Raw genomic sequence first — 23212 nt, 5'->3', positions numbered from 1 at the left:
AAAAGTATGAGAAATTTTGTAAAAAAGTTTAGTGTTATTGTGCTGATTGGTTGCTTAATTACCAGTTGTACTTCTGTAGATAATGATTCAGTTGATAGTTATTTAGGATTCGATATTCCGAAGGATTCTTTAGATACTTTTATAAGTACCAAAATGGCTGAATATAAAATTCCCGGAATTTCTATTGCTATTATCAATGAAGGGAAAGTTGTTTATAATAAAACCCAAGGATATGCTAATGCAGAAGAAAAATCACCAATTACCGAGCAAACTATTTTTGAAGGTGCCTCTATATCAAAACCTGTATTTGGTTTTTTTGTAATGACATTTGTAGAAGAAGGGATTCTTGATCTCGATAAGCCATTGTATGAATATATGGAGTATCCTGATATTGCTCATGATGAACGCTACAAAAAAATAACCACGCGTATGGCATTGTGTCACCAAACTGGTTTTCAAAACTGGAGAGAAGATGACGAAGATAATATCCTGAAAATTCAGTTCGAACCAGGGACAGATTATTTTTATTCTGGAGAAGGGTACCAATATATAACTCAGGTCTTAAAACATATTTTGAATACGGATGATAAAGGTTTGGAGGCAGAATTTCAGAAGCGAATAGGAAAACCAATTGGGCTAGAGCATACAGTTTATGTTCAGGATGACTACACCAGAAAACATAAAGCAGAACCATATGATGAAAATAATAATTGGGTTGATTGGAAAAATAACTATTGGTTTAAAAAGGAGAATAATATATTTTCTGCACCAGCTTCTCTCCATTCAGAATCTATAGATTTTTCTAAGTGGATGATTGCAGTAATGAATGAAGAAATTTTATCAGAAGAAAGCTATACAGAATTATTAAAACCTCATTCCAAAGTGCCATATGATGAATTTGATGTGAGATATACACTTGGTTTTACAAATATCCAAATACCTTTTACAAATATTTACTGTCACGGAGGTAATAATATTGGCTTTACCAGTTGGTTCCTTTTAGATACAGAAAAGGATTGGGGATACATTTTGTTTACTAATTCTGAGTATGGAGAACAATTGGGGCAAGATATGTTTTTCTATTTATTAGCTGATCCAGGCAGTACAAAATTATATATCACTATAGGTGTCTTATCGATTTTACTTATTCTTGTGATAGTGTTTTTCGTAAAGAGGATCATTCGACGTATTAGAAAACGTAAAAATCAGAAGATTTAGAGTATGAATACCAAGCTAAACAAATCAGATTATATTATCGTAGCTATTGTCTATATGGTTACAATTCTCTTTAATTGTATTGATTATTATAGAGAAGATAATGACCTTATCGAGTATCTTATTGATATTCCTTTAGCAGCTATACTTTCTTTTGTTATCATTTTAATTTTTATGTATTGGCTTATTCCTAATTATGTGGTAAAAGAGAAAAAATACACTCAATTTGTGTTTTTTGGGCTTGTATTGCTATGTTTTTTTGGAGCTATTGATTACATATCGGGATATTGGACTGGTGGAGGAGATTGGAGTAAATTTCCAAAATGGTATGATTTTTTGCTGCGAAGTTTCTTTCGGTTATCTGATGATGCTGGTTTTGTGTTTGGTATTTTATTAGCTAAAAAGTTTTACGAAGGTCAGGCTCAGTTTTTTAATGTACAAAAACAACAAAAGGAGAATGAGTTGAAATTATTGAGATCTCAGATAGATCCTCATTTCTTATTTAATAATCTTAATACTTTAGATGCATTAATTGATAGTGATACTATAAAAGCTAAAGAATACATTAATCGTTTATCATTAATTTATCGCTATTTGATAAGAACTAAAGATGCTGAGGTGATGGAACTTTCTGAAGAAATTGCTTTTGCAGAGAATTATGTTTTTTTAATAGAAACTAGATTTGGTAGCGATTATGATTTTCAGATTAAAACAGAAATATCGCTTATAGATAAATTTATTCCTACTGGATCAATACAGGTACTGTTCGAAAATGTTGTGAAACATAATAAAGCAGGGCAAGCGAATACTATTAAGGTAACGGTTAGTATAGAAGAAGATTGGTTAACAGTAATAAATACTAAAACTCAAATTCAATCCAGAGAAGAATCTTTTGGAACAGGTTTAAAGAATTTAAAAGCGCGTTACAAATTATTATCTGATCAAGAGATACAGATTATTAATACGGAATCAAAATTCAAAGTTTCTATTCCGATTTTGAAATTAAGTAATGAATCTTAAGGTTATGAATATTTTAATTTTAGAGGACGAAATTCCTGCATATCAAAAATTGACATCAAGTTTGGATACTTTTTTTGAAGAAGAAATTACTCATGATTGGTCTCGTACTGTTGCAGATGGAATCACATTTCTGAATAATAACAAATATGATTTTATATTATCGGATATTCAGTTATTAGATGGTACCTCATTTGATGTTTTTAATACAGTAAAGGTGGAGTGCCCTATAATCTTTTGTTCAGCACATGATGAATATTTGTTTCAGGCTTTTAATACCAACGGCGTAGCATATATTTTAAAACCATATTCGCAGAATGATTTTAAAAAAGCTTTAGAAAAATATCAATCCTTATTCAAACAAGGTATTTATAATCCATTAGATCATACTACAATTAATGTATTAAAATCTGCAATACAGCAAGAACAGGTGAAATACAAAAAACGTTTTGTAATTAAACGAGCAAAGGGGATACAGTTGTTAAATGTTACTGATATAAGTCTGATCGTGGCATCTGGAGATTTTTGCGTTGCTACAGATCTAGTCGGAAAAACACATCCGGTTTTAGAAAAAATAGGAGTTTTAACAGAACAGCTAAATCCCAAAAAATTCTTTAGAATTAATAGAAGTCAGATTCTTCATATTGAATATATCGAAACGATCGAAAATCATTTTAAAAATAGATTGTTAATAAAATTAAAAGGTGTAAAAGAAAAGGTAATGACAAGTTCTGCTACTACATCGGAGTTCCGGAAATGGATAGAAGAGTAGTTTTGTCTTCGAAATTATAAATTTCTGCTAATTAGAGTATTCCTGATATATTTTTTTGATATCTTCAAAAATAATACGAGCAGTATTGCTTAGTCATTATGAATATTACAATTTTATTTCAATGAATACAATTTTTGATGCAATCAGGTCTGAAAACTTAGAAGCAGTAAAAAGCTTTCTTGATAAGGACAAAGGTTTGATACATATAAAAGACCAAAGAGGTTCTACACCACTTTTACTTTCTACGTATTATGGGTTTATGGAGATTACGAAACTGATTCTTAGTTATAATCCTGATGTTAATGCAAAGGATGCTTCGGGAAACACCGCATTGATGGGCGTTTGTTTTAAAGGGCATTATGAAATAGCAGAATTGTTGATCGCATCTGGTGCTGATGTCAATATTAAAAGTTATAACGATGCTACCGCATTAATTTTTGCAGCTACTTTCGGTCAGAAAGAAATTATACGATTATTAATAAAGAATGGCGCTGATATTACAGCTCAGGATAATAACGGACACACAGCAGAGATGCATGCAAAAGATCAAGGAATTGATTTTTCTGAATTATTGAATGTTACCAAGTGAGTATAAACGACTTTATAGAAAATATAAAATCTGTTAATATACGTTCTACAGATATAAAAAGACGTTTATTAATGTCTTCATTTACAGCGGATACCTTTCAATCTTTTCTTAAGGATAGTATTGGAGATGAAGTGCTGATCATAAACACAAATATTGGTATGGAGGTCTATTACTATTCTAGTACTGACTATAGCAATTTTATAAAAGAAAGCGCTCTTCTATATATTCTAAAGCATATTGATATTACAAAACTAAAATTTAGACATTCTATTGATAAAGAAGAGGTTCAGAAGAGTTTTACAGAGGCAATCATAACATTTGCCCAATATCCGCAGCTGTTTTTGGCGTATGCTAAGAAATTTATTCAGCTTAGAGATAAAAATACTCATAGCCAATATGTAATGCCTATTTTGAATACTTTTTTTGAAAATACAATGAAGTTGTTAGCTGAAACAGGAAAAGTCCCGCATTCAGAAAAAATTCGAAAAGCAAAAAACAAATCTCAGAAATCAGATTATAATCAAGACGTAATTGATGATCTAATTTCTGAGATTTTATTAAAGAAACATAGAAATTAAACTATGTTTTTAAAATTCAGCGTTTAATGGAGTTCTTGGGTAAGGAATTACATCACGAATATTACCCATTCCCGTAACGAATAATACTAATCTTTCAAAACCTAACCCAAAGCCACTATGTTTACAAGTTCCGAAACGGCGTGTATCCAGATACCACCATAATTCTTCTTCTGGTATATTTAACGCAGCCATTTTTTCTTTAAGAACATCAAGTCGCTCTTCACGCTGAGAACCTCCTACAATCTCTCCAATACCTGGAAAAAGAATGTCCATTGCTCTTACTGTCTTGCCATCTTCGTTAAGTCTCATGTAAAACGATTTGATGTCTGCAGGATAATCAAATAATATTACAGGACACTTAAAATGTTTTTCAACCAAAAAGCGTTCGTGTTCACTTTGTAAATCTGCTCCCCATTCGTTTATCGGAAATTTAAATTTCTTTTTCTTATTAGGTTTAGAGTTTTTAAGTATTTCTATAGCCTCTGTATAGCTTACACGTTTAAAATTATTCTCTAAAACAAATTTTAGCTTATCTCTAAGTAACATTTCAGCTCTTTCTGCCTGAGGTTTTTGTTTATCTTCTTGAACTAATCTGTTTTCTAAAAATTCAAGATCGTCCTGGCAATTATCTAGAACAAATTGAATTACGTATTTTATAAAATCTTCTGCAAGATCCATATTGCCATCCAAATCACAAAAAGCAACTTCTGGTTCTACCATCCAGAATTCGGCTAAGTGACGCGAAGTATTAGAATTTTCTGCTCTAAATGTAGGGCCAAAAGTATATACTTGGCCTAATCCCATAGCGTAGGTTTCTGCTTCTAATTGTCCAGAAACGGTTAAGTTGGTTTCACCACCAAAGAAGTCTTGCTTATAATCTACTTCACCATTCTCATTTTTAGGAATGTTATTAAGATCTAAATTCGTTACTTTAAAAGCTTCTCCAGCTCCTTCTGCATCACTTTTAGTTATTACAGGAGTGTGTACATAATAAAAGTCATTTTTCTGAAAGTACTCGTGTATTGCAAAGGATAATTTAGATCTCATACGCATAATAGCTCCAAAAGTATTTGTACGAACTCTTAAATGCGCTTGCTCTCTTAGTTTTTCAAGGCTATGACGTTTAGGCGAAAGGATTGTCAGTTTTAACTCTTCCGGATCAGCTTCGCCTTCTATTTCTACATTGGTGACTTTAATCTCTACTCGCTGTCCTTTTCCTTCACTTTCAGTAAGTGTACCGGTAATAGAAAGAGCTGCGCCAACGCTTATTTTATTAGTAATAGTAGTATCTATAGTATTATCTTCAATAACACATTGAATGTTTTTAATGGTAGATCCATCATTTATAGCTATAAAGCGATCGTTACGAAAAGAACGAACCCATCCTTTTACGGTGATAGGCTGTAAAAGTTTATCACTTTGCAGTACATCTATTACTTTGGTATGTTTCATCAGTTTAATTTTATTTGTTTTACATCGGTTCGATGATATGAGCAAAATCAGTATTATTTTTCTTATAATACTACCTCTACTCTTAATTTAATCAATTCATTAGGTCATATGCCTAACTTTCATTTTTTACTAGATATAGGATATAAAATTTAAAGTTAGCAAAGATAATTTTTTAATCGAATTGATGCATAATCTTAGTATTCAAAAAAACGAATTTTAGTAATAAATGTTTTTGTGTGTTTTTGTTTTAATAAAAACGGGTGTTTTTAAAATATGCTAATATCTGTCGGTTTTTTCTAGAGCAATTCTATGTTAAAACCATAAAAAGAAGCTTTTTTGGGGAAAAAATCACTTTTTTTTAAGATTATTTTCGAAATATAAATAAAAATTCTTACAAAAATAATTATTATAAATATCTATTTATTAGTTGTTTGAGTTTTTAAATATGATTTTATGACTACAAAAAAAATGTTAAAACAATGTTTATTTTAACAAAAGGGGGAAATCCCCCCCATGAATGTGTTTCAAAATACAAAAAGGGAATGTATCTTGCATATGCAATTATGACGATTGTGTTTACGTTAAGTTTAGTTCGATAGGTTTTGGGGTAATCTATCTTACACGGAGTCTCGTTAGTTTACTAACGAGGCTTCTTTTTTTTAAGTAAGTAAATAGTGAAAATTTTATTGCTTTTCATCTTCTTCCGGAAGCTCTTCATCATCATCGCTTGCAATAATTTTTAATGCGGGTTCTTTCAATGTTTTTTTGTTCGCAATACTTCTTTCTAAAGAAAGTAATAATGAAGGTAATAATAACAAATTGGCTAACATTGCAAATAATAGAGTAGCCGAAACTAATCCACCTAATGCTTTGGTTCCACCAAAACTCGAAATCATAAATACAGAGAAGCCAAAGAACAAAACAGTAGAAGTGTAAAACATACTAACTCCAGTTTCTTTTAACGCAGCAAAAACAGATTTACGAATTCTCCAGTGATTAGATTTTAATTCTTGTCGATACTTTGCTAAGAAATGTATAGTATCATCTACAGAAATCCCAAAAGCGATACTAAAAACTAATATCGTTGATGGTTTAATAGGGACTCCCAAGAATCCCATTAAGCCAGCAGTCATTAATAAAGGAAGTAGATTAGGTATTAATGATATAACAATCATTTTAACGGATCTAAACATCCAAGCCATAAATAGTGCTATTAATATAATAGCTAGACCTAAAGAGAATATGAGATTCCATACTAAATAGGTAGTCCCTTTCTGGAAAATTAATGCTTTCCCTGTAAAAGTAACTTCATAGCGATCTTTAGGAAATAGTTTCTCTAATTTCGGAGCAAGACTGGCTTCTATTCGCTCCATTTCTTCAGTACCTACATCTTTCATGAATGTAGTTATTCTCGCATATTGTCCAGTAGAATCTATATAGCTATTCATAGCTCCTGTTTTAGATTCAAAGCTTTTGATGTATGGTAAAATAAAATTACGTTCCTGACTTGTGGGTAGTTGATAGTATTTTGGATTTCCGTTATAATATGTTTGCTTAGCGTATTTTGCTAAGTTGACAATAGAAATAGGTTTAGATAACTCTGGTGTTTCTTCTAGTAGCTCTTCTAATTGTTCCATTCTCCGCAAAGTAGGTAGTTTTAGGACTCCTTGTTTACGCTTTGTATCTATTAATATTTCTAGCGGCATAATGCCATCAAACTCATCTTCAAAAAATTGAATATCCTTAAAAAAACCTGCTGATTTAGGCATGTCTTCTAATAAACTTCCAGAAACTTTTATTGTGTAAATCCCAATAATACTTGCTATAAGTATAACAATAGAGGAGATGTATATAGTTATTCTTTGGTTTTTGACTACGTGCTCCATCCAGTTAACCAATCGCTCCACCCATCTTTTTCCTAAATGTTTTAGATGCCTTTCTTTTGGTTGAGGCATGTAACTGTAAATGATAGTGATAACCAGTAAGCATAAGATGAATAGTGCTACGATATTTAATGCAGCCACAATACCGAACTCTTTTAATAACTTACTTTCTGTTAAGGCAAATGTAGCAAAACCTGCAGCAGTAGTAACATTAGTCATTAGCGTTGCATTTCCAACTTTAGTAATAACACGTTGTAGCGATTTTGCTTTATTACCGTGTTTTTTTATTTCTTGCTGATATTTGTTAATTAAAAATATACAGTTTGGAATTCCGATAACGATTACTAATGGAGGTATTATAGCAGTCAGAACAGTAATTTCATACTCTAAAAGCCCTAGTAACCCAAAAGCCCACATTACACCTATGATTACCGCAGTCATCGATATAAAAGTTGCTCTGAAAGATCTGAAAAAGAAAAAGAAGATCAACGATGTAACTAGTAATGCCGCTAAAATAAATATCTGAATCTCATCCATGATATTCTGAGAATTCATTGTTCTGATATATGGCATGCCAGAGACTTTAACGTCCATCCCAAATTTTTCTTCGAATTCTTCAACTTTAGGGTTTAGAACTTCTTCGATAAACTTTTTTCTTACAATTGTATTTACAATGTCTTTATTAAGGTAAATAGCACTTTGTATGGTGTTAGATTTGTTGCTATAAATGAGCCCTTCATAAAAGGGTAATTTGTTGAACAATTCGTTTTCGTATGCTGAAACATTTTTTTCAGTATATATACTGTCTTTTATAAAAGATACAAGTTCGAATCTAGCGGGATTATCTTCTTTTTTAAGAGTTTTTAAATCACTAACAGAAATTACCAGATCGATCTCGCTATATTGTTTGAATGCATCATTAAAATCATTCCAGGCTTTTAGTTTTGTTGGTGTAAAAAGAGAGCTGTCATTTACCGCCATGACAATGAGATTACCCTCATCTCCAAATTTATCCAGAAATTCCTGATATTTTATGTTTACTTCGTGATCATCTGGAAGAAGGTTCGCTTCCGAAAAAGAAAAACGCATATTTTTCCACTGAAATCCGAGAAAAACGGTGATACCGATTATAATTATAAAAATTGCTGCTCTATTACGGAGTATAATTCCAGCTAATGTATTCCAAAACCCGAAAGTTAATAACTTTGCCATGCTCTATTTTCCTTCTGCAAATGTAAGAATTTGAGGTTTTAATACTTAAAAAAATCTCCAAAAGAAAATTAATAAATATAGTTATGTTATAGCTTTAGGTAAAAAGTGAATTTAAACGCAATGTTGTCTTCTAGTTTTGGCAGGTGATATGCGCCATAACGATAAGCAAAACTTAGTCCAAAACCAGCAAAAAGCTTGTTTATTTCGAAGCCGGATTCTTGATAACCTTGTTGAAGAGAATTAAAGTTAACACCCAGATGTTTATCTCTATTACTTACATCCCCGATTGCATATCTAGTAATTAATACCATTTCTGGTTTAAGCCAACTGGCTATCTTAAAGGGCCTGAGTTTATGTCTTATTTGTAAAGTAGCAAGTCGATCACTAAAAAATTCGCTAAAATACATAGTTTCGAAACTTCTTCGTCCTGCTACAGAAAACCTTTGAAAAACTGTTTCTTTGGTTGGGGCATTTGGATATGCGTGATATAAGTGCGTAAGTGGTACATCGCCACTTGCAATATCCGCTTCCAATAATAAACTTGTGCTTGATTGATTAAGGCGATTAATTATATATTCTGCTTTAATGCCTATTTTACTATAATTAAAATCACTATCAAATATTCCCTTATACCCTTGTGTGTATTGGGCTGTGATTTTTGGGTATCCGTCTTGTATTTCTTTGTAACCATTAGGTGTTTTTAAAAATTTGCTAAATGGACTCCATCTAAGTGCTATGGTGGATTCTGCAGTTTTGTATTGCGAGAATAAAGTGCCATCATCAAAATATGTGTAGCCACCAGTTTGATCAATATTACTAACAGAAATCTGAGTTTCTGATAATAATTTTGGTAAAATCCTATGCTGTAAACTTGTGCTCCAGGTCCTGTGTTTGTAGTAGAAATCTATATTTACTAAACGTGGTTCGAATAGCGAATAGACACGCCTATCAGTTAAATAAAAGAAACTACCAACTTCTTTAAGGTCATCAGTGTAATTAACATTTAACCAAGATCCCGAATCCTTATTTAATAAAACTCCACCACCTAGTCCAAATTTAAATTTCCCATCTCTAAAGCCATAAACGAGATAACCCTCTGCACGAAATCTTTTAGAAAATTTCTCATTTGTTAATCCCCCAAGCCCCAAACGTAATCCTTCAAAATTGTTGTATTTAATAGGATAGGTTAGATCAAAATCGAAAAATCCAACAGGGTAGTATCCAATGTTAAAACTCTGAATAACGTCGATTCTTCGTTCTATGTTCTGCGCTTGGACAATACTATCCACGATAGGAAAGGATTTTAAATCTTTTTCTGTAATGGCTGTTGTCCTGTATGTATTCCAGTATTCTTCACTTCTAGTAGTTGCTTCAGGCGCTATTTCAATCGCGGATTGTTGAAGTTTAATTTTAGAATCCGGTTTGATCGTATAATCAAAGAAATCAGTTTTAGAAATTAAGAAGTCATTATTGCCTGTAAAACTTTTCTGATCATTCCCTAGCCTGCCAACTGAAATTTGACCTCCGAATAGAGTAACTTTTTGTTTTCCAATACCGGGTCTAATAGTTACTTCTTGATTTAGTGGGAACCATAATTTTTCTTCAGCATTGTATTCAAAATCATGGGTCGCCATTACATTGAGCTCTCCTCTTAATTCGGCAACTGCTTTCTGAATGGCTAAGGTTTCCATATCCAGATATAAAACTCCTTCAAGACTTGCTATTTTTTTAGATCGTCTTGGTTGAAATAGTATGACATAGGCTGGCCTTTTGCCTTGTGTAGTGTCCAGTACCTTGTAATAATAATTTTTGAGAGCTCTGTTGGACAAAGGACCGGCATATCGGTTATTAAAAATCACATAATTTTCCTGATATAGCGAGTTAGACTGAATTTTGATTCCTAGTACATTGTATACTGGTTTGTTAAATCCAGTCATTCTGGAGGCAAGAACAGTTTCTTTTTCGTCGCGGCCTTTATTGAACTGATGTTGACTTACTTTTTCAGAAAGAAAAGAGTGAGCATCGTTAAAGATACGTTCCATGTCTACGCCTGTAGTATCGGGAGTTTCGAATCTTGCTTGATTATCTTCAGTAATTTTAAACTTATTATAACTTTTATAATTATAATTTTGTAGAGTTTTATTTGGGTTATTATCGCTTTTGTTGATAATAGCTTGTTTAATAATATTAGAAGCAATACTTCCAGGGACATCTAATTTTACTGTTCCTAAACTTTCTTGTTTAGGGGAAAGTTGAATCTCTACTTTTACGATGTCTTCGGATTTTATAGAAAATTTTTTCTTATTATATCCAATATAGCTTATGGTAAGGTTAACAGGATAGCTATCACATCTTATTACGAACTCACCTTTTGAGGATGTTAGTGCATAAGAGTTATGATCTGTTTTTACGGTAGCAAAAGGTAGTGGTTGGCTGGTACTTTGATCAATTACTTTTCCGGTAATGCTAATTTGAGATAGTAAAACAAAATGAGTAAAAAATAATAAACAGAAGAGTTTGTTTTGCATTATCCGAATTGATTCATAAGAATTGAAGATAAACAGAAGTGTTTTTGTAAAAACACTTCTGTTTTGTAAGTTTAGTATAATTAGACTGTCATAATCTCTTTTTCCTTAACAGCTAGCATTTCGTCAATTTTCTTGATATAGGTATCAGTTAATTGCTGAATGTCTGTCTCGGTATTTTTAGCCATATCTTCAGATAACCCATCCTTTTCTAATTTTTTTATCTCAGTATTCGCATTTTTGCGATCATTTCGTACACCAACTTTTGAGTCTTCAGCCTCGGCTTTCGCTTGTTTCACAAGGTCTCTACGACGTTCTTCAGTCAATGGAGGTACGCTTATGATTACACTTTCTCCATTATTCATCGGGTTAAAGCCAAGGTTGGCTGCTAAAATTGCTTTTTCGATTTCTTGAATTAAAGATTTCTCAAAAGGCTGTATTGTAATTGTTCTGGCATCAGGCGTATTTACGTTTCCTACTTGATTTAATGGCGTAGGATTTCCGTAATATTCTACCATAACTCCACTAAGCATAGCTGGAGATGCTTTTCCTGCTCTAATTACAATTAACTGTTTTTCTAAATGGGCTATTGCACCCTGCATAGATTCTTTAGTTGAATCCAGAATAAAATTTACTTCTTCGTTCATCTTAATATAGTTCTTTTGTTTGTTAGTGAATCACAAAACGAGCCACTATTCTTATAGGTTTACTTTTGTTCCAATAGATTCTCCTGAAATAACTCTTAATAAGTTTCCAGTTTTATTCATATCAAAAACTATAATTGGCAATTCATTTTCTTGACTTAGCGTAAATGCTGTTGTGTCCATTACTTTAAGTCCTTTTCTTAAAACATCATCAAATGTAATGAAATCAAATTTAGTAGCTTGCGAATCTTTTTCAGGGTCTGCTGTGTAGATTCCATCTACTCTTGTCCCCTTAAGGATTACATCTGCATTGATTTCTATTGCTCTTAATACAGCTGCAGAATCTGTTGTGAAATAAGGATTACCTGTTCCCCCTCCAAAAATTACAACCCTTCCTTTTTCTAAGTGCCTAATGGCTCTTCTTTTGATAAATGGTTCTGCTACTTCGTTAATTTTTATAGCAGATTGAAGCCTGGTAGGTATATCTGCATCTTCTAGTGCGCTTTGTAATGCTAAACCATTGATCACAGTTGCAAGCATCCCCATATGATCCGCCTGAACCCTATCCATTCCTTTGCTAGCACCAGCGACACCTCTAAAAATATTACCACCACCTATAACTATAGCTACTTCTACGCCTTTATTAGTTATTTGTTTAATTTCATTAGCATATTCCGCCAATCTTTTAGGGTCAATACCATATTGACGCTCTCCCATCAGGGCTTCTCCTGATAATTTTAGTAATATTCTATTGTATTTCATCATTTGCTTGAACTGTGGTGCAAATATAATGATATTCTTAATTTAGAAAATACTTTAATAGCTAAAGGTAAATCTTTCTGAAATAGGCTAGAAATGTTAAAATAGAGTTGCTATATTAAAAAAGGGTTCTTTTCCCCTGACGCCCCTATTGATTGGCTTTAGATAATGTTATAGGTTTGTACAAGGAAAACAAAAAGAGGGGAGATGAGGAATTTTTTTGAATTAGTATTGAAATGTTTTTTAAGAATTTGCATGTTCACGAAAGTGTAATATGCATTCTAGACTGATTGGGGAGTTAGTCTTTTTTGGGGTAGCATTTTGGAGGGGTCCAGAATGTTTAGAAAAGCATTTTAAATTCTACGAAAAAATATTTCGAAAAATGAAGAAAAAAGCCGCTTCAATTGAAGCGGCTTTTTGTTTTCACCAAATAGATTGTATCTTGTCTAAAGATATTAACCTAGTGTAACTCTTTCAAATGAAGTTACTTCAACATCTCCATATGATTTAACATACTTAGCAACATTGATTTTTTCGTCTTTGATAAAATTTTGGTCAAGAAGACATTGCTCTTGATCAAGAGTAGTATTATCAGAAATAAATCTTTCCATTTTTCCAGGAAGAATTCTATCCCATATTTGTTCTGGCTTACCTTCAGCTTTTAGTTCTGCTTTTGCATCTTCTTCTGCTTTCGCTAAAACTTCAGGAGTAAGTTGAGACATTGATATGTATTGAGGTACATTTTTTAGTGTTTTACCTAAACGACCTAATTCTTCATTGTCTTTTTCGATTACAGCTATTCTAGCTTCAGTTTCTGAAGCTACATAAGCAGGGTCAAAATCTTTATAAGAAAGTGTTGTCGCTCCCATAGAAGCAATCTGCATAGCTAAATCTTTAGCTAATACATCAGATTTATCTACTTTAGAAGAAAGTCCAACTAGTGCAGCAATTTTGTTTATATGAACGTATGAACCAACATAAGGGGCTTCTAATTTAGAAAAAGCATTGATTTCTAATTTCTCGCCAATAACACCAGTTTGTTCAACTAATTTTTCTGCAACGGTCATTCCTCCAAAATCAGAAGCTAAAAATTCTTCTTTAGAATTATAATTTAGTGCTGATTCTGCTAATTCATTTGCTAGAGCAACAAAGCTATCATTTTTACCAACGAAATCTGTTTCACAACCTAGAACTATGGATACGCCGGCAGTATTGTCTGCATTGATTTTGGCAATAGCGGCTCCTTCAGATGAGTCACGATCTGCTCTCTTAGCTGCAACTTTCTGTCCTTTTTTACGTAGTACATCTATAGCCTTGTCGAAATCTCCTTCAGCTTCAACTAATGCTTTTTTGCAGTCCATCATTCCTGCACCTGTAGCTTTTCTTAATTTATTAACTTCTGCGGCGGTTATCTTAACCATATCTTTTAATATTTAATGTGTTTGTGTAAAAAAATAAGTCGTTTAGTTATGATTACTACGAAAGTAAAGAACTAAACGACTCATTAATTTTATATTAAAGTTAAGTTTTAAGGCTTACACTTTAATTTTATAATTTTTAATGATTGAAAGCAATCAATGAATGTTTATTCTTCTTCTTGCTTAGCAGCTTCAGTTACTGCTGGTGCTTCTTCGGTTTTAGCTGGAGCCTCTACAACTGGTGTTGCAGGTGCTTTTTCAGCTGCAGGAGCCTCAGTTTTAGCAGGTGCTTTTTGAGCTTTAGCTGGAGCATCTGCTTTTGGCGCCTCTTTAGAAGCTTTTCTTTCACTCAATCCTTCGATAATAGCATCACTAACATATGTCATTACTTTGTCGATAGATTTAGAAGCATCATCATTTGCAGGGATAACATACTGTACCTGACGTGGATCAGAGTTAGTATCTACCATTGCGAAAATAGGAATGTTTAATTTTTGAGCTTCTTTTACTGCGATATGTTCGCGAGTAATATCTACAACAAATAACGCACCAGGTAGACGAGTCATATCAGAAATAGAACCTAAGTTCTTTTCTAATTTAGCTCTTAAACGGTCTACTTGTAAACGTTCTTTTTTAGATAAAGTGTTGAAAGTACCATCTTTCTTCATTCTATCAATTGCAGCCATTTTCTTTACTGCTTTACGGATAGTAACAAAGTTGGTAAGCATTCCACCAGGCCATCTTTCTGTAATGTATGGTTGGTTAGCTTTTGCTGCTTTTTCAGCAACGATTTCTTTTGCTTGTTTTTTGGTAGCAACAAAAAGGATTTTTCTACCAGAAGCTGCGATTTTCTTTAAAGCTTCACTAGCTTCATCAATTTTTGCAGCTGTTTTATATAGATTAATGATGTGGATTCCATTACGCTCCATATAAATATACGGTGCCATATTAGGATCCCATCTTCTTGTCAGGTGACCAAAATGTACACCTGCATCAAGTAAGTCTTTTACTTCGATATTGTTTGCCATTTTTGTAATAGTTTACGTTCTGTTGAATTAGCAATACTCAAGTGGCTATCGTTTTGATATGGCCTTGAGTATTTAGATGCTAAACTAACTCCCTATAATAGGGGATAACAACAAATACTGTTTTAATAAATTAACGTTTAGAGAACTGGAATTTCTTACGAGCTTTCTTCTGTCCGAATTTCTTACGCTCTACCATTCTTGGATCTCTTGTCAATAAACCTTCTGGTTTAAGGACTGCTCTGTTTTCTTGGTCTAACTCGCACATTGCTCTGGATATCGCAAGACGAATCGCTTCAGCTTGTCCTGTAATACCTCCACCATATACATTTACATTTACATCAAACTTCTCCTCATTGTCTGTTAAGGCAAAAGGTTGGTTCACTTTGTATTGTAATGTAGCAGTAGGGAAGTAATCGTTAAGATCTTTTTTGTTGATCGTAACTTTTCCAGAACCTTCTTTAAGGTAAACTCGAGCTACAGCCGTTTTTCTACGGCCAATTTTGTGAATAACTTCCATTACTTAAATTCTTTTAAGTTAATAGTTTTCGGTTGCTGAGCTTCTTGATTGTGATTTGCTCCAGCATGTACCTTTAAATTACGGAATAAAGCTGCTCCTAATTTGTTTTTAGGTAACATTCCTTTTACCGCTTTTTCGATTAAACGCTCTGGGTTTTTATCAAATAACTCCTGAGCAGTAAGACTCCTTTGCCCTCCAGGGTAACCAGTATGACGGATGTACGATTTATCTGTCCACTTTTTTCCTGTTAAGTTGATTTTTTCGGCATTTGTAATAATTACATTATCACCGCAATCAACGTGTGGGGTAAAGTTAGGCTTATGCTTTCCTCTTAATAGTATTGCTACTACAGAAGATAGACGTCCTAAAGTCTGTCCTTCAGCATCTATATGTAACCATTCTTTAGAAACGGTTGCCTTATTGGCAGATACTGTCTTGTAACTTAATGTGTCCACACTAACTAATTTTACTAATTAAACATTCCTTTCCTATATAAAATAGGGGTGCAAATGTACAATTATATATTTATATAGCAAATAGGTAGTTGATATTATTTCAAGAAGATGATCCATTGGTTTTCAGGTAGATCAATTATAGGATGGTTTTTTATTGTTTTGACTCTTAAAACTTCTCTTTCGTGTTAATTTTTTATTAAATAGGTAAGAAAACTGTGACAAAGATTCATAATTTGAGTCACTCATTAAACATCAATCAACAAAACTAATCATCATGAAGTACACTCTACAAGTGTTAGGAGCCTTCTTTTTTACAATATTTATCAATGCACAGGATTCCACAGTTGTAAAAAAAAGAGTCTATACTACCAAACCTCTTAACGGGTCAGAAGCGCCAACAATTAATGGTTTAATAGAAGAGTCAAGTTGGGATTTGGTAGAATGGTCTGGCGATTTTATTGAGAATCAACCAGATGAAAATACTCCGCCAAGTCAGCAAACTAAATTTAAAATACTATATGATCAGAAATATCTTTATATAGCATATAGATGTTATGATACAGAGCCTGATAAAATAGAAAAAAGATTATCCAGACGAGATGGTTTCGCAGGAGATTGGGTAGAGATTAATTTGGATAGTTATCATGATAAACGAACCGGTTTTTCTTTTACCATTACCGCTGCAGGTGTAAAAGGTGATGAATTTATATCGAATAATGGTAATAACTGGGATGGTAGTTGGAATCCTATTTGGTATACCGCTACTAATATAGATGATGAGGGATGGACTGCTGAAGTTAAAATCCCTTTAAGTCAATTAAAATTTGGTAAAAGTAAAGAGCAAATCTGGGGACTTCAATTAACTAGAAGATTTTTTAGAAAAGAAGAAAGATCGGTATGGCAGCGTGTTCCACAAGATGCTCCAGGTTGGGTTAGTGAATTTGGAGAATTGCATGGTTTGATTAATATAGAACCACAGAAACAATTAGAAATCCAGCCTTTTGGAGTTTTACAATATGACACTTTTCCTGAAGAGGATGGGAATCCTTTTAGAGATGGAGATGATTTTAAATTAAATGGAGGTTTGGATGCTAAAATTGGTATTACTAATGACCTTACTATGGATCTAACTGTGAACCCAGATTTTGGACAGGTAGAGGCGGATCCTGCAGCCATAGCTTTAGACGGTTTTCAGATATTCTTTAGAGAACAACGACCATTTTTTGTGGAAAATAAAAACATTTTTGACTATCGATTTGCGAATGGACAGGACAATGTGTTCTATTCCAGAAGAATCGGAAGAAGTCCGCAAGGTTCTATAGGATCAAGTTCAATTAATACAGAATTTATAGATCGGCCCAATAATACAACTATTTTGGGTGCTGCTAAGTTTAGTGGTAAGACAAAAGATGGTTGGTCGATTGGTATTTTAGAAAGTGTAACAGAGAGAGAAATAGCTAAAATTGAAGATGCTGATGGAAATAGGAGAGAAACAATAGTCGAACCACTAACAAATTATTTTGTAGGTAGAGTGCAAAAAGATTTTAATGATCGTAATACATATATCGGAGGCATCTTTACTGCAGTTAATAGAAACCTGGGCGATATATTAAATATAGATTATGAGGATCCTGATACCGACGAAACATCCGAACTGGCAGGGGTGAGAGAAAATAATCTAAACTTTTTGAGAAAATCAGCTTATACTGGTGGATTAGATTTTAGGCATAATTGGAAAGATAGAAAATATTTTATTGAAGGGAATATTGTAACGAGTCATGTAGAAGGATCTAAAGAAGCTATTGAAGCTACTCAGAACGAGTTAACGCATCTTTTTCAGAGAGTAGACGCAGATCATGTAGAGGTAGACCCTAATCGTACTTCACTTACGGGAACCGGAGGTAAGATTCTTGGCGGTAAGACCGGAGGAGGAAATTGGCGATATGAAGGAGGATTGTTTTGGCGTTCTCCTGAATTAGAATTAAATGACGTTGGTTTCTTGAGGCAAGCGGATGAAATTAGACAATTCGCTAATGTTCGTTACCTGTTTTTAAAACCAACAAAATGGTATAGAAGAGGGAATGTTAATTTTAATCAATTTTCTACTTTTGATTTTGATGGAAACTACAACAGAATACAATATGGGATTAGTAGTTGGATCAACTTTAAAAATAATTGGTGGGCAGAGGCAGAGTATATTCATAAGCCCAGGATTTTTACAAACACTATTTTACGTGGAGGACCGCGTTTCCGTTTTTCAGAAGAAAATATCGGAGTGTTGTTTTTTGGCTCTGACCAAAGAAAAAAGTTCAGCTTTACAATGGGACATGTGAATTCTCAGGCGCAACAGAATAATTTCTCTTTTCAGCGATATGTGCTTAGACTTAGATATCAGCCATTTAATGCGTTTAGTATGTCTATAAATCCAGAATTCGAGAGAAATCCTAATAAAACTCAATATGTGACCGAGGTTGATTTTTCGGGAACACCGAGATATATTACGGCGAGAATTGATCAGCAAACCTTGAGTGCTAGTATTCGACTCAATTATAATATTAATCCTAATCTTACAATTCAATATTACGGTCAACCTTTTATTTCCCGAGGTACTTATAAAGATTTTAACTATGTTAATAATTCTATTGCTTCAGATTTAAGTGAAAGGGTTACTTTATTTGATGAAGATCAGATTTCTTTTGCAGATGATGTGTACTCTATAGATGAAGATGGAGGAGGAGTGGATTATACCTTTGATAATCCTGATTTTGCTTTTGTGCAGTTTAGATCAAACCTGGTGTTACGTTGGGAGTATATTCCTGGATCAGAAATTTTTCTGGTATGGTCGCAAGGTGTTACTGGTTTTGGAGATCCAGGAGATCATTTGTTTAGAAGCTTAAATAATCAAATTTTGGATCAACAACCAGAGAATACGTTTTTAATCAAAGCGACATATAGATTTGTCTTATAAAAATCGAAAAAAGGTGCTAAGAAAGTTTTTACAAAAGGTTTTTTTAAATGTATTTTGCAGCAGTTAAGATTATTGCTGTATGAAAAAAATTATAGGTTTTTTTATTTCTTTATCAATTATTGGTTGTACAACTTCTAAGATGGAGGAAAAAGAGGTGGTTTCGGATCAAAAACCGGAAACCGAAGAGACAGACTCTTTGTCGTTGTTTTTGGATCATTATGAGAAATTTTTTGCTACGAATTTTAATATATCAGAATGTCCTGGTGCAGCAATAGTGATTGTTAAGGATTCTACGGTAATTTATAAAAGAGGTTTTGGTGTAAAAGAAATTCATACAGCAGATTCTGTGGATGTCAATACAGTGTTTAGGATTGCAAGTCTATCCAAAGGGGTTACTTCAGTTCTGGCCGGAAATCTGGTAGATCATAATGAATTGCAATGGGAGCAAGGTGTAAAAGAATCCGTAAAGTCTTTTGATCTAAAAGATAAAGCACAAGCTAAAAGACTGAAAGTTAATCACCTTTTATCACATACTGCGGGATTATATAAGTATACGAACTCTAAACTTATACATAAGGGGCTGCCGTTAAAAAGTATTATCTCTAATTTTAAAAGAAACGGAGTTGTAGCCAAAGAAGGAACAGCGTATGAATATCAGAATGCTGTTTTTTCGGTAATTGAAGAGGTCATGGAAAATGGAACCGGAAAATCTTTTGAAACTTTACTTAAAGAACGATTGTTTGTTCCTGCTGGAATGAGAAATGCTTCAAGCACTTTTGCTGGAATTAAAGGAAATTCCAATGTAGCCTTACCTCATAAATGGAATCATTATTCTAAAAAATATTCGTTAACAAATCTTCATAAAAACTATTATAATGTAGCGGCAGCTGGAGGAATCAACGCTTCTATTTCTGACATGGCAGAATATTTAAAAGTATTGTTAGGGTATCGCCCTGATATCATTTCTAAAGAAAGCCTGACAGAGGTTTTTAACCCAATGATTTGTACTAGTGATAAAGACACCTATGTGAATTTGTGGGATGGTGTTACAGACTCTTATTATGCAAAAGGCTGGAGAGTGTTAGATTATAGAAATAGAACGATTATTTATCACGGAGGAAATGTTAATCAATATAAAACACAATTGATGATAGATCCAGAAAATAAGATAGGTGTTTGTGTTTTATTTAATGGCCCAAATCCTTTTAATGGTCCTGTGATCCCAACTTTTTTGAGTTACTATGATTTTTTTACAGATGTTTCTAAAGGATGAGGTAATATTTCTAGAATTTAATTTATAAAAAAAATATTTCAAGTTGCTTTATAAAAAAATAAGCTCTGGAGACCCAGAGCTTATTTTTTTGTTATCTAATTTTAAAACTTTATTGCTTTATAATTCTAGACACATAGGTTTTTGTGTTTGTTTGTAGCTTTAAAATATAAGTTCCACTTTGTAAATTAGAAAAATCTAATATTTGGTTATCTGTTAGATTCTTTTGTTCGAAAACTTTATTTCCTAGCATTCCGTAAAGTGAAGCGGTAATGTGCTCTCCATTAATCGCTCCTAAGGATAAAACAAGTTGATCTTTTGTAGGAACTGGATACGCTTTAATTCCTGCAGTATCGAAATCCTCAGTTCCCAGAGTAACATCAAGAGTTATTTTGTTTCTAAACAATGTTAAGTCATTCACAATACTATTAGTGATAATACAATCGTATTCTCCAATGTCAGAAGTAGTTGAGTTAGATATAGTGTATGTTCGTTCCATAGCTCCTGCAATTTCTACACCATCTTTACGCCATTGGTATAGATTGTTACTGCTTTGCGTAGCTTCTACGGATAAAATTATTTCTTCTCCTTCAGTAATTACAATGGTTTCTTCTGAATCAACATTAGACTGAGGAGAGAATTGAAAAACTGTAGCATTCGTTTGATACTGGGGAAATTCATTTTCAAAATCCTCAAATACAAAGTTATTATCATCAAAAAATAACCAACTATTATTGTTTGGATTAAGAAATGTGAAATCTGGAATTTGACCAGAAAAGTTATTTTGATCAAATCGTATAGTGTTTAAATTATTAAAACCAGCCAAGAAATCAGGAATGGAACCACTTAGATTGTTTCCTGTTAAAATTAGGGATGTTAAATTGGCTAAACCAGCAAATGAGTTAGGAATTTCCCCTTCTATATCATTACCAAAAATAGTTAAGGATGACAAATTGATAAGATTACCTATAAATTCTGGTAGGTTTCCATTAAGCCCGCATCTTGTTATATTTAAACTGCGAAGATTCGAAAGTTGTCCTATGGCTTCTGGAATGGGACCAGTAAAATCATTAGCTTGTAAACTCAATCTTTGTAGTTTAGTTAAGTTTCCTATTTCGTTTGATAATGCTCCACCAGTTAATAGATTGCTGTTTAATGATAGGGTTATTAAATTAGGTAATTGAAAAAGTGCTTCAGGAAAAGAACCTTCAGAAGAAAGATCAATACGTCGGAGACTTAAACTTTCTAAATTAGTAAGGTGGGATAAGTCGTTTGGTAAATCTAATGTTAAGAAATTTGATGTAAATGAGGTGAGATTTACACTATTTAAAGAGTTTATCGCAAATAAATCAGAGGGAATTACACCAGACAAACCTGTTTGACTTATTTGAATAAATTCTAATTTAGACAGATTAATAATTTCTTCTGGTAAAGATCCGGTAAGCATTGAATTGGATGCGTCATCAACTATACTAAGATATGTTAACTCTGAAAGATTTCCGATTTCTGCAGGTAATTCACCTTCCAGACCTCTTTGTGATAAATTTAAACTTACAACTCTATTAGTTTCGGAGTCTACGGCTACTCCTGACCAGTTGTTTTTGAAACTAATATTTAGATTCCAAGGATTTGACCAATTTGCACCATTGGTTGAATTGTAGAGAGCTAGCAGCGCAGTTCTATCCATAATAGCACCTTGAGTATCTACATTTATAGAGTTTCTTTGGATTGTTAAATTGGGAACTTGTGGATTTTTGATTTCACAATAATACAGACCTATATCTGAAGTTGTAGCATTAGAAATTTCAAAGGTCGAATTTGTGGCTCCGTCAATCAAAGTATTATTTTTAAACCACTGATAGGTATTGTTTGTGCTAGTCAGACCAGTTACGGACAACATAATGTTTTCTCCTTCAATTAACACTATGTTTTCAGTTGCGTCTATTTTATTTTGTGGAGTATAGGTAAGATTAGCGACATTATCTTCTAATACTGTTGCTATATTATCTATCGATGGTGCTCGTTCAAAAACCGAGAAATAAATATTATTATTGCTAATATCTAAGGTTTTTATCAGAAAGAGATCCGATGACGTGTAATCCGGTAAATCAGTTAGTAAATTATTTGATACTAAAAGATCACCTTCATTAGCGAAGGACCTTCGAGCTTCATTAGGTAATTTTCCTGTAAGTTGATTATAACTTAAATTAACTTCTAAAAAGTGTCTATCGTTTAGTGAGAAGAGCTCTGGCGGAATATCTCCATTTAGATTGTTATTTTGAAGATATAAATAGTTTAAATCTTCTGCATTACCCAATTCCCCTGGAATTGATCCAGATATGTTATTGTTGGAAAGTTCTAATGTGTTTAAATCTTTTAAATTTCCTAATTCTTGAGGTATGATTCCAGTTAAATTATTATCGGAAAGGTTGATTTCATCTACGTGTCTTTCTGCTCCAGATGATCCAAATACAATATTGGTCACTACTCCATACCAGTTTGTTGGAGAATCATTTAGGTCCCAAGTATTTGTCCAGTTGGCTCCATCTGTAGCATTATATAATGCTACAAGGGCGTTTCTATCATTCTCCGATATTTCTTGAGAAGATACCGTGATCGATAATAATAAAAATAGGTAAAGTAATAGTTTTTTCATTTTAGGGCTTTTTTTAATAGTCGGCGAAATTAATAAATTAGTTTAGGTTTTTGTAATAATCTCAATTTTAATTGTTTGATACTGTATTAGTTTAATTGCATAAAGAACCAATTTGTTACTGTGATTATTCGTTTTTTTTTAGATTATAACAATTTTTTACTGCAACTATAGGAGAGTAATCGCAAATAGGGGTGTTCTTAGATCTATATATTGTTCTTTTGTGATACTAAAAATTTCCAATAAACCGTTATTAA

At 32.8% G+C, this 23212-nt stretch carries 17 protein-coding genes; 7 read left to right on the top strand and 10 right to left on the bottom strand.

Going from position 1 to position 23212, the window contains the following annotated elements; genetic code table 11:
* Positions 1-6: 6 nt before the first annotated feature.
* The 5 genes from Q0829_RS08380 to Q0829_RS08360 all read left to right on the top strand — a co-directional run bounded on the left by Q0829_RS08380 (position 7) and on the right by Q0829_RS08360 (position 4171).
* Positions 7-1218, top strand: coding sequence for a serine hydrolase domain-containing protein (locus Q0829_RS08380; protein WP_298541723.1), 1212 nt, complete (start codon positions 7-9; stop codon positions 1216-1218).
* A 3-nt stretch (positions 1219-1221) separates the two neighbouring features.
* Positions 1222-2235 carry a histidine kinase gene (locus Q0829_RS08375; protein WP_298541722.1) on the top strand — a complete coding sequence of 338 codons (1014 nt, stop codon included), beginning with the start codon at positions 1222-1224 and terminating at the stop codon, positions 2233-2235.
* A 4-nt stretch (positions 2236-2239) separates the two neighbouring features.
* Complete coding sequence (locus Q0829_RS08370; RefSeq protein ID WP_298541721.1) at positions 2240-3004, top strand: LytTR family DNA-binding domain-containing protein; 765 nt, start codon at positions 2240-2242, stop codon at positions 3002-3004.
* 121 nt (positions 3005-3125) lie between these two features.
* Entirely contained in the window at positions 3126-3593 is a 468-nt protein-coding gene (locus Q0829_RS08365; RefSeq protein ID WP_298541720.1) for an ankyrin repeat domain-containing protein, read from the top strand.
* Between the two features lie 71 nt (positions 3594-3664).
* Positions 3665-4171 (top strand): hypothetical protein, encoded by a 507-nt coding sequence (locus tag Q0829_RS08360; RefSeq protein WP_298541719.1) that lies wholly within the window; start codon positions 3665-3667, stop codon positions 4169-4171.
* A gap of 9 nt (positions 4172-4180) precedes the next feature.
* On the opposite strand, the gene asnS is transcribed toward Q0829_RS08360, so the two are convergent.
* The 9 genes from asnS to rplM form a co-directional block, all read right to left on the bottom strand.
* Positions 4181-5623, bottom strand: coding sequence for an asparagine--tRNA ligase (gene asnS, locus Q0829_RS08355; protein ID WP_298541718.1), 1443 nt, complete (start codon positions 5621-5623; stop codon positions 4181-4183).
* 683 nt (positions 5624-6306) lie between these two features.
* On the bottom strand, positions 6307-8718 hold the full coding sequence (locus Q0829_RS08350; RefSeq protein ID WP_298541717.1) for an efflux RND transporter permease subunit: 2412 nt from the start codon (positions 8716-8718) through the stop codon (positions 6307-6309).
* 86 nt (positions 8719-8804) lie between these two features.
* Positions 8805-11246 (bottom strand): DUF5686 family protein, encoded by a 2442-nt coding sequence (locus tag Q0829_RS08345; RefSeq protein ID WP_298541716.1) that lies wholly within the window; start codon positions 11244-11246, stop codon positions 8805-8807.
* A gap of 80 nt (positions 11247-11326) precedes the next feature.
* Positions 11327-11890, bottom strand: coding sequence for a ribosome recycling factor (gene frr / locus Q0829_RS08340; RefSeq protein ID WP_298541715.1), 564 nt, complete (start codon positions 11888-11890; stop codon positions 11327-11329).
* A gap of 51 nt (positions 11891-11941) precedes the next feature.
* Positions 11942-12649 (bottom strand): UMP kinase, encoded by a 708-nt coding sequence (gene pyrH, locus Q0829_RS08335; RefSeq protein ID WP_298542784.1) that lies wholly within the window; start codon positions 12647-12649, stop codon positions 11942-11944.
* Between the two features lie 452 nt (positions 12650-13101).
* A complete protein-coding gene (gene tsf / locus Q0829_RS08330) occupies positions 13102-14067 on the bottom strand; it encodes a translation elongation factor Ts (protein WP_298541714.1) in 966 nt (321 codons plus the stop codon).
* A gap of 164 nt (positions 14068-14231) precedes the next feature.
* Positions 14232-15092 carry a 30S ribosomal protein S2 gene (gene rpsB / locus Q0829_RS08325; RefSeq protein WP_298541713.1) on the bottom strand — a complete coding sequence of 287 codons (861 nt, stop codon included), beginning with the start codon at positions 15090-15092 and terminating at the stop codon, positions 14232-14234.
* Between the two features lie 130 nt (positions 15093-15222).
* A complete protein-coding gene (gene rpsI / locus Q0829_RS08320; RefSeq protein ID WP_298541712.1) occupies positions 15223-15609 on the bottom strand; it encodes a 30S ribosomal protein S9 in 387 nt (128 codons plus the stop codon).
* Positions 15609-16064, bottom strand: coding sequence for a 50S ribosomal protein L13 (gene rplM, locus Q0829_RS08315; RefSeq protein WP_298541711.1), 456 nt, complete (start codon positions 16062-16064; stop codon positions 15609-15611). The genes rpsI and rplM overlap by 1 nt, the downstream gene beginning before the upstream one ends.
* 274 nt (positions 16065-16338) lie before the next feature.
* Here rplM and Q0829_RS08310 point away from each other — a divergent pair, with 274 nt between their 5' ends.
* Together Q0829_RS08310 and Q0829_RS08305 are read left to right on the top strand one after the other, a co-directional pair.
* A complete protein-coding gene (locus Q0829_RS08310; RefSeq protein ID WP_298541710.1) occupies positions 16339-19032 on the top strand; it encodes a DUF5916 domain-containing protein in 2694 nt (897 codons plus the stop codon).
* Positions 19033-19111: 79 nt separating this feature from the next.
* On the top strand, positions 19112-20305 hold the full coding sequence (locus Q0829_RS08305; protein ID WP_298541709.1) for a serine hydrolase domain-containing protein: 1194 nt from the start codon (positions 19112-19114) through the stop codon (positions 20303-20305).
* A gap of 109 nt (positions 20306-20414) precedes the next feature.
* Here Q0829_RS08305 and Q0829_RS08300 read toward each other — a convergent pair whose 3' ends face one another.
* Positions 20415-22958 carry an immunoglobulin domain-containing protein gene (locus Q0829_RS08300; protein WP_298541708.1) on the bottom strand — a complete coding sequence of 848 codons (2544 nt, stop codon included), beginning with the start codon at positions 22956-22958 and terminating at the stop codon, positions 20415-20417.
* Positions 22959-23212 lie beyond the last annotated feature (254 nt).

Origin of the sequence: uncultured Aquimarina sp. (assembly GCF_947492405.1) — a bacterium.
Taxonomy (GTDB): Bacteria; Bacteroidota; Bacteroidia; order Flavobacteriales; family Flavobacteriaceae; genus Aquimarina.
This window is presented reverse-complemented; position numbering and strand designations above follow the sequence as displayed.

Bases quoted from the DNA above. Each gene is read 5' to 3' on its own strand.
- Q0829_RS08380 (WP_298541723.1), top strand. From the start codon at position 7: ATGAGAAATTTTGTAAAAAAGTTTAGTGTTATTGTGCTGATTGGTTGC.
- Q0829_RS08375 (WP_298541722.1), top strand. From the start codon at position 1,222: ATGAATACCAAGCTAAACAAATCAGATTATATTATCGTAGCTATTGTC.
- Q0829_RS08370 (WP_298541721.1), top strand. From the start codon at position 2,240: ATGAATATTTTAATTTTAGAGGACGAAATTCCTGCATATCAAAAATTG.
- Q0829_RS08365 (WP_298541720.1), top strand. From the start codon at position 3,126: ATGAATACAATTTTTGATGCAATCAGGTCTGAAAACTTAGAAGCAGTA.
- Q0829_RS08360 (WP_298541719.1), top strand. From the start codon at position 3,665: ATGTCTTCATTTACAGCGGATACCTTTCAATCTTTTCTTAAGGATAGT.
- asnS (WP_298541718.1), bottom strand. From the start codon at position 5,623: ATGAAACATACCAAAGTAATAGATGTACTGCAAAGTGATAAACTTTTA.
- Q0829_RS08350 (WP_298541717.1), bottom strand. From the start codon at position 8,718: ATGGCAAAGTTATTAACTTTCGGGTTTTGGAATACATTAGCTGGAATT.
- Q0829_RS08345 (WP_298541716.1), bottom strand. From the start codon at position 11,246: ATGCAAAACAAACTCTTCTGTTTATTATTTTTTACTCATTTTGTTTTA.
- frr (WP_298541715.1), bottom strand. From the start codon at position 11,890: ATGAACGAAGAAGTAAATTTTATTCTGGATTCAACTAAAGAATCTATG.
- pyrH (WP_298542784.1), bottom strand. From the start codon at position 12,649: ATGAAATACAATAGAATATTACTAAAATTATCAGGAGAAGCCCTGATG.
- tsf (WP_298541714.1), bottom strand. From the start codon at position 14,067: ATGGTTAAGATAACCGCCGCAGAAGTTAATAAATTAAGAAAAGCTACA.
- rpsB (WP_298541713.1), bottom strand. From the start codon at position 15,092: ATGGCAAACAATATCGAAGTAAAAGACTTACTTGATGCAGGTGTACAT.
- rpsI (WP_298541712.1), bottom strand. From the start codon at position 15,609: ATGGAAGTTATTCACAAAATTGGCCGTAGAAAAACGGCTGTAGCTCGA.
- Q0829_RS08310 (WP_298541710.1), top strand. From the start codon at position 16,339: ATGAAGTACACTCTACAAGTGTTAGGAGCCTTCTTTTTTACAATATTT.
- Q0829_RS08305 (WP_298541709.1), top strand. From the start codon at position 19,112: ATGAAAAAAATTATAGGTTTTTTTATTTCTTTATCAATTATTGGTTGT.
- Q0829_RS08300 (WP_298541708.1), bottom strand. From the start codon at position 22,958: ATGAAAAAACTATTACTTTACCTATTTTTATTATTATCGATCACGGTA.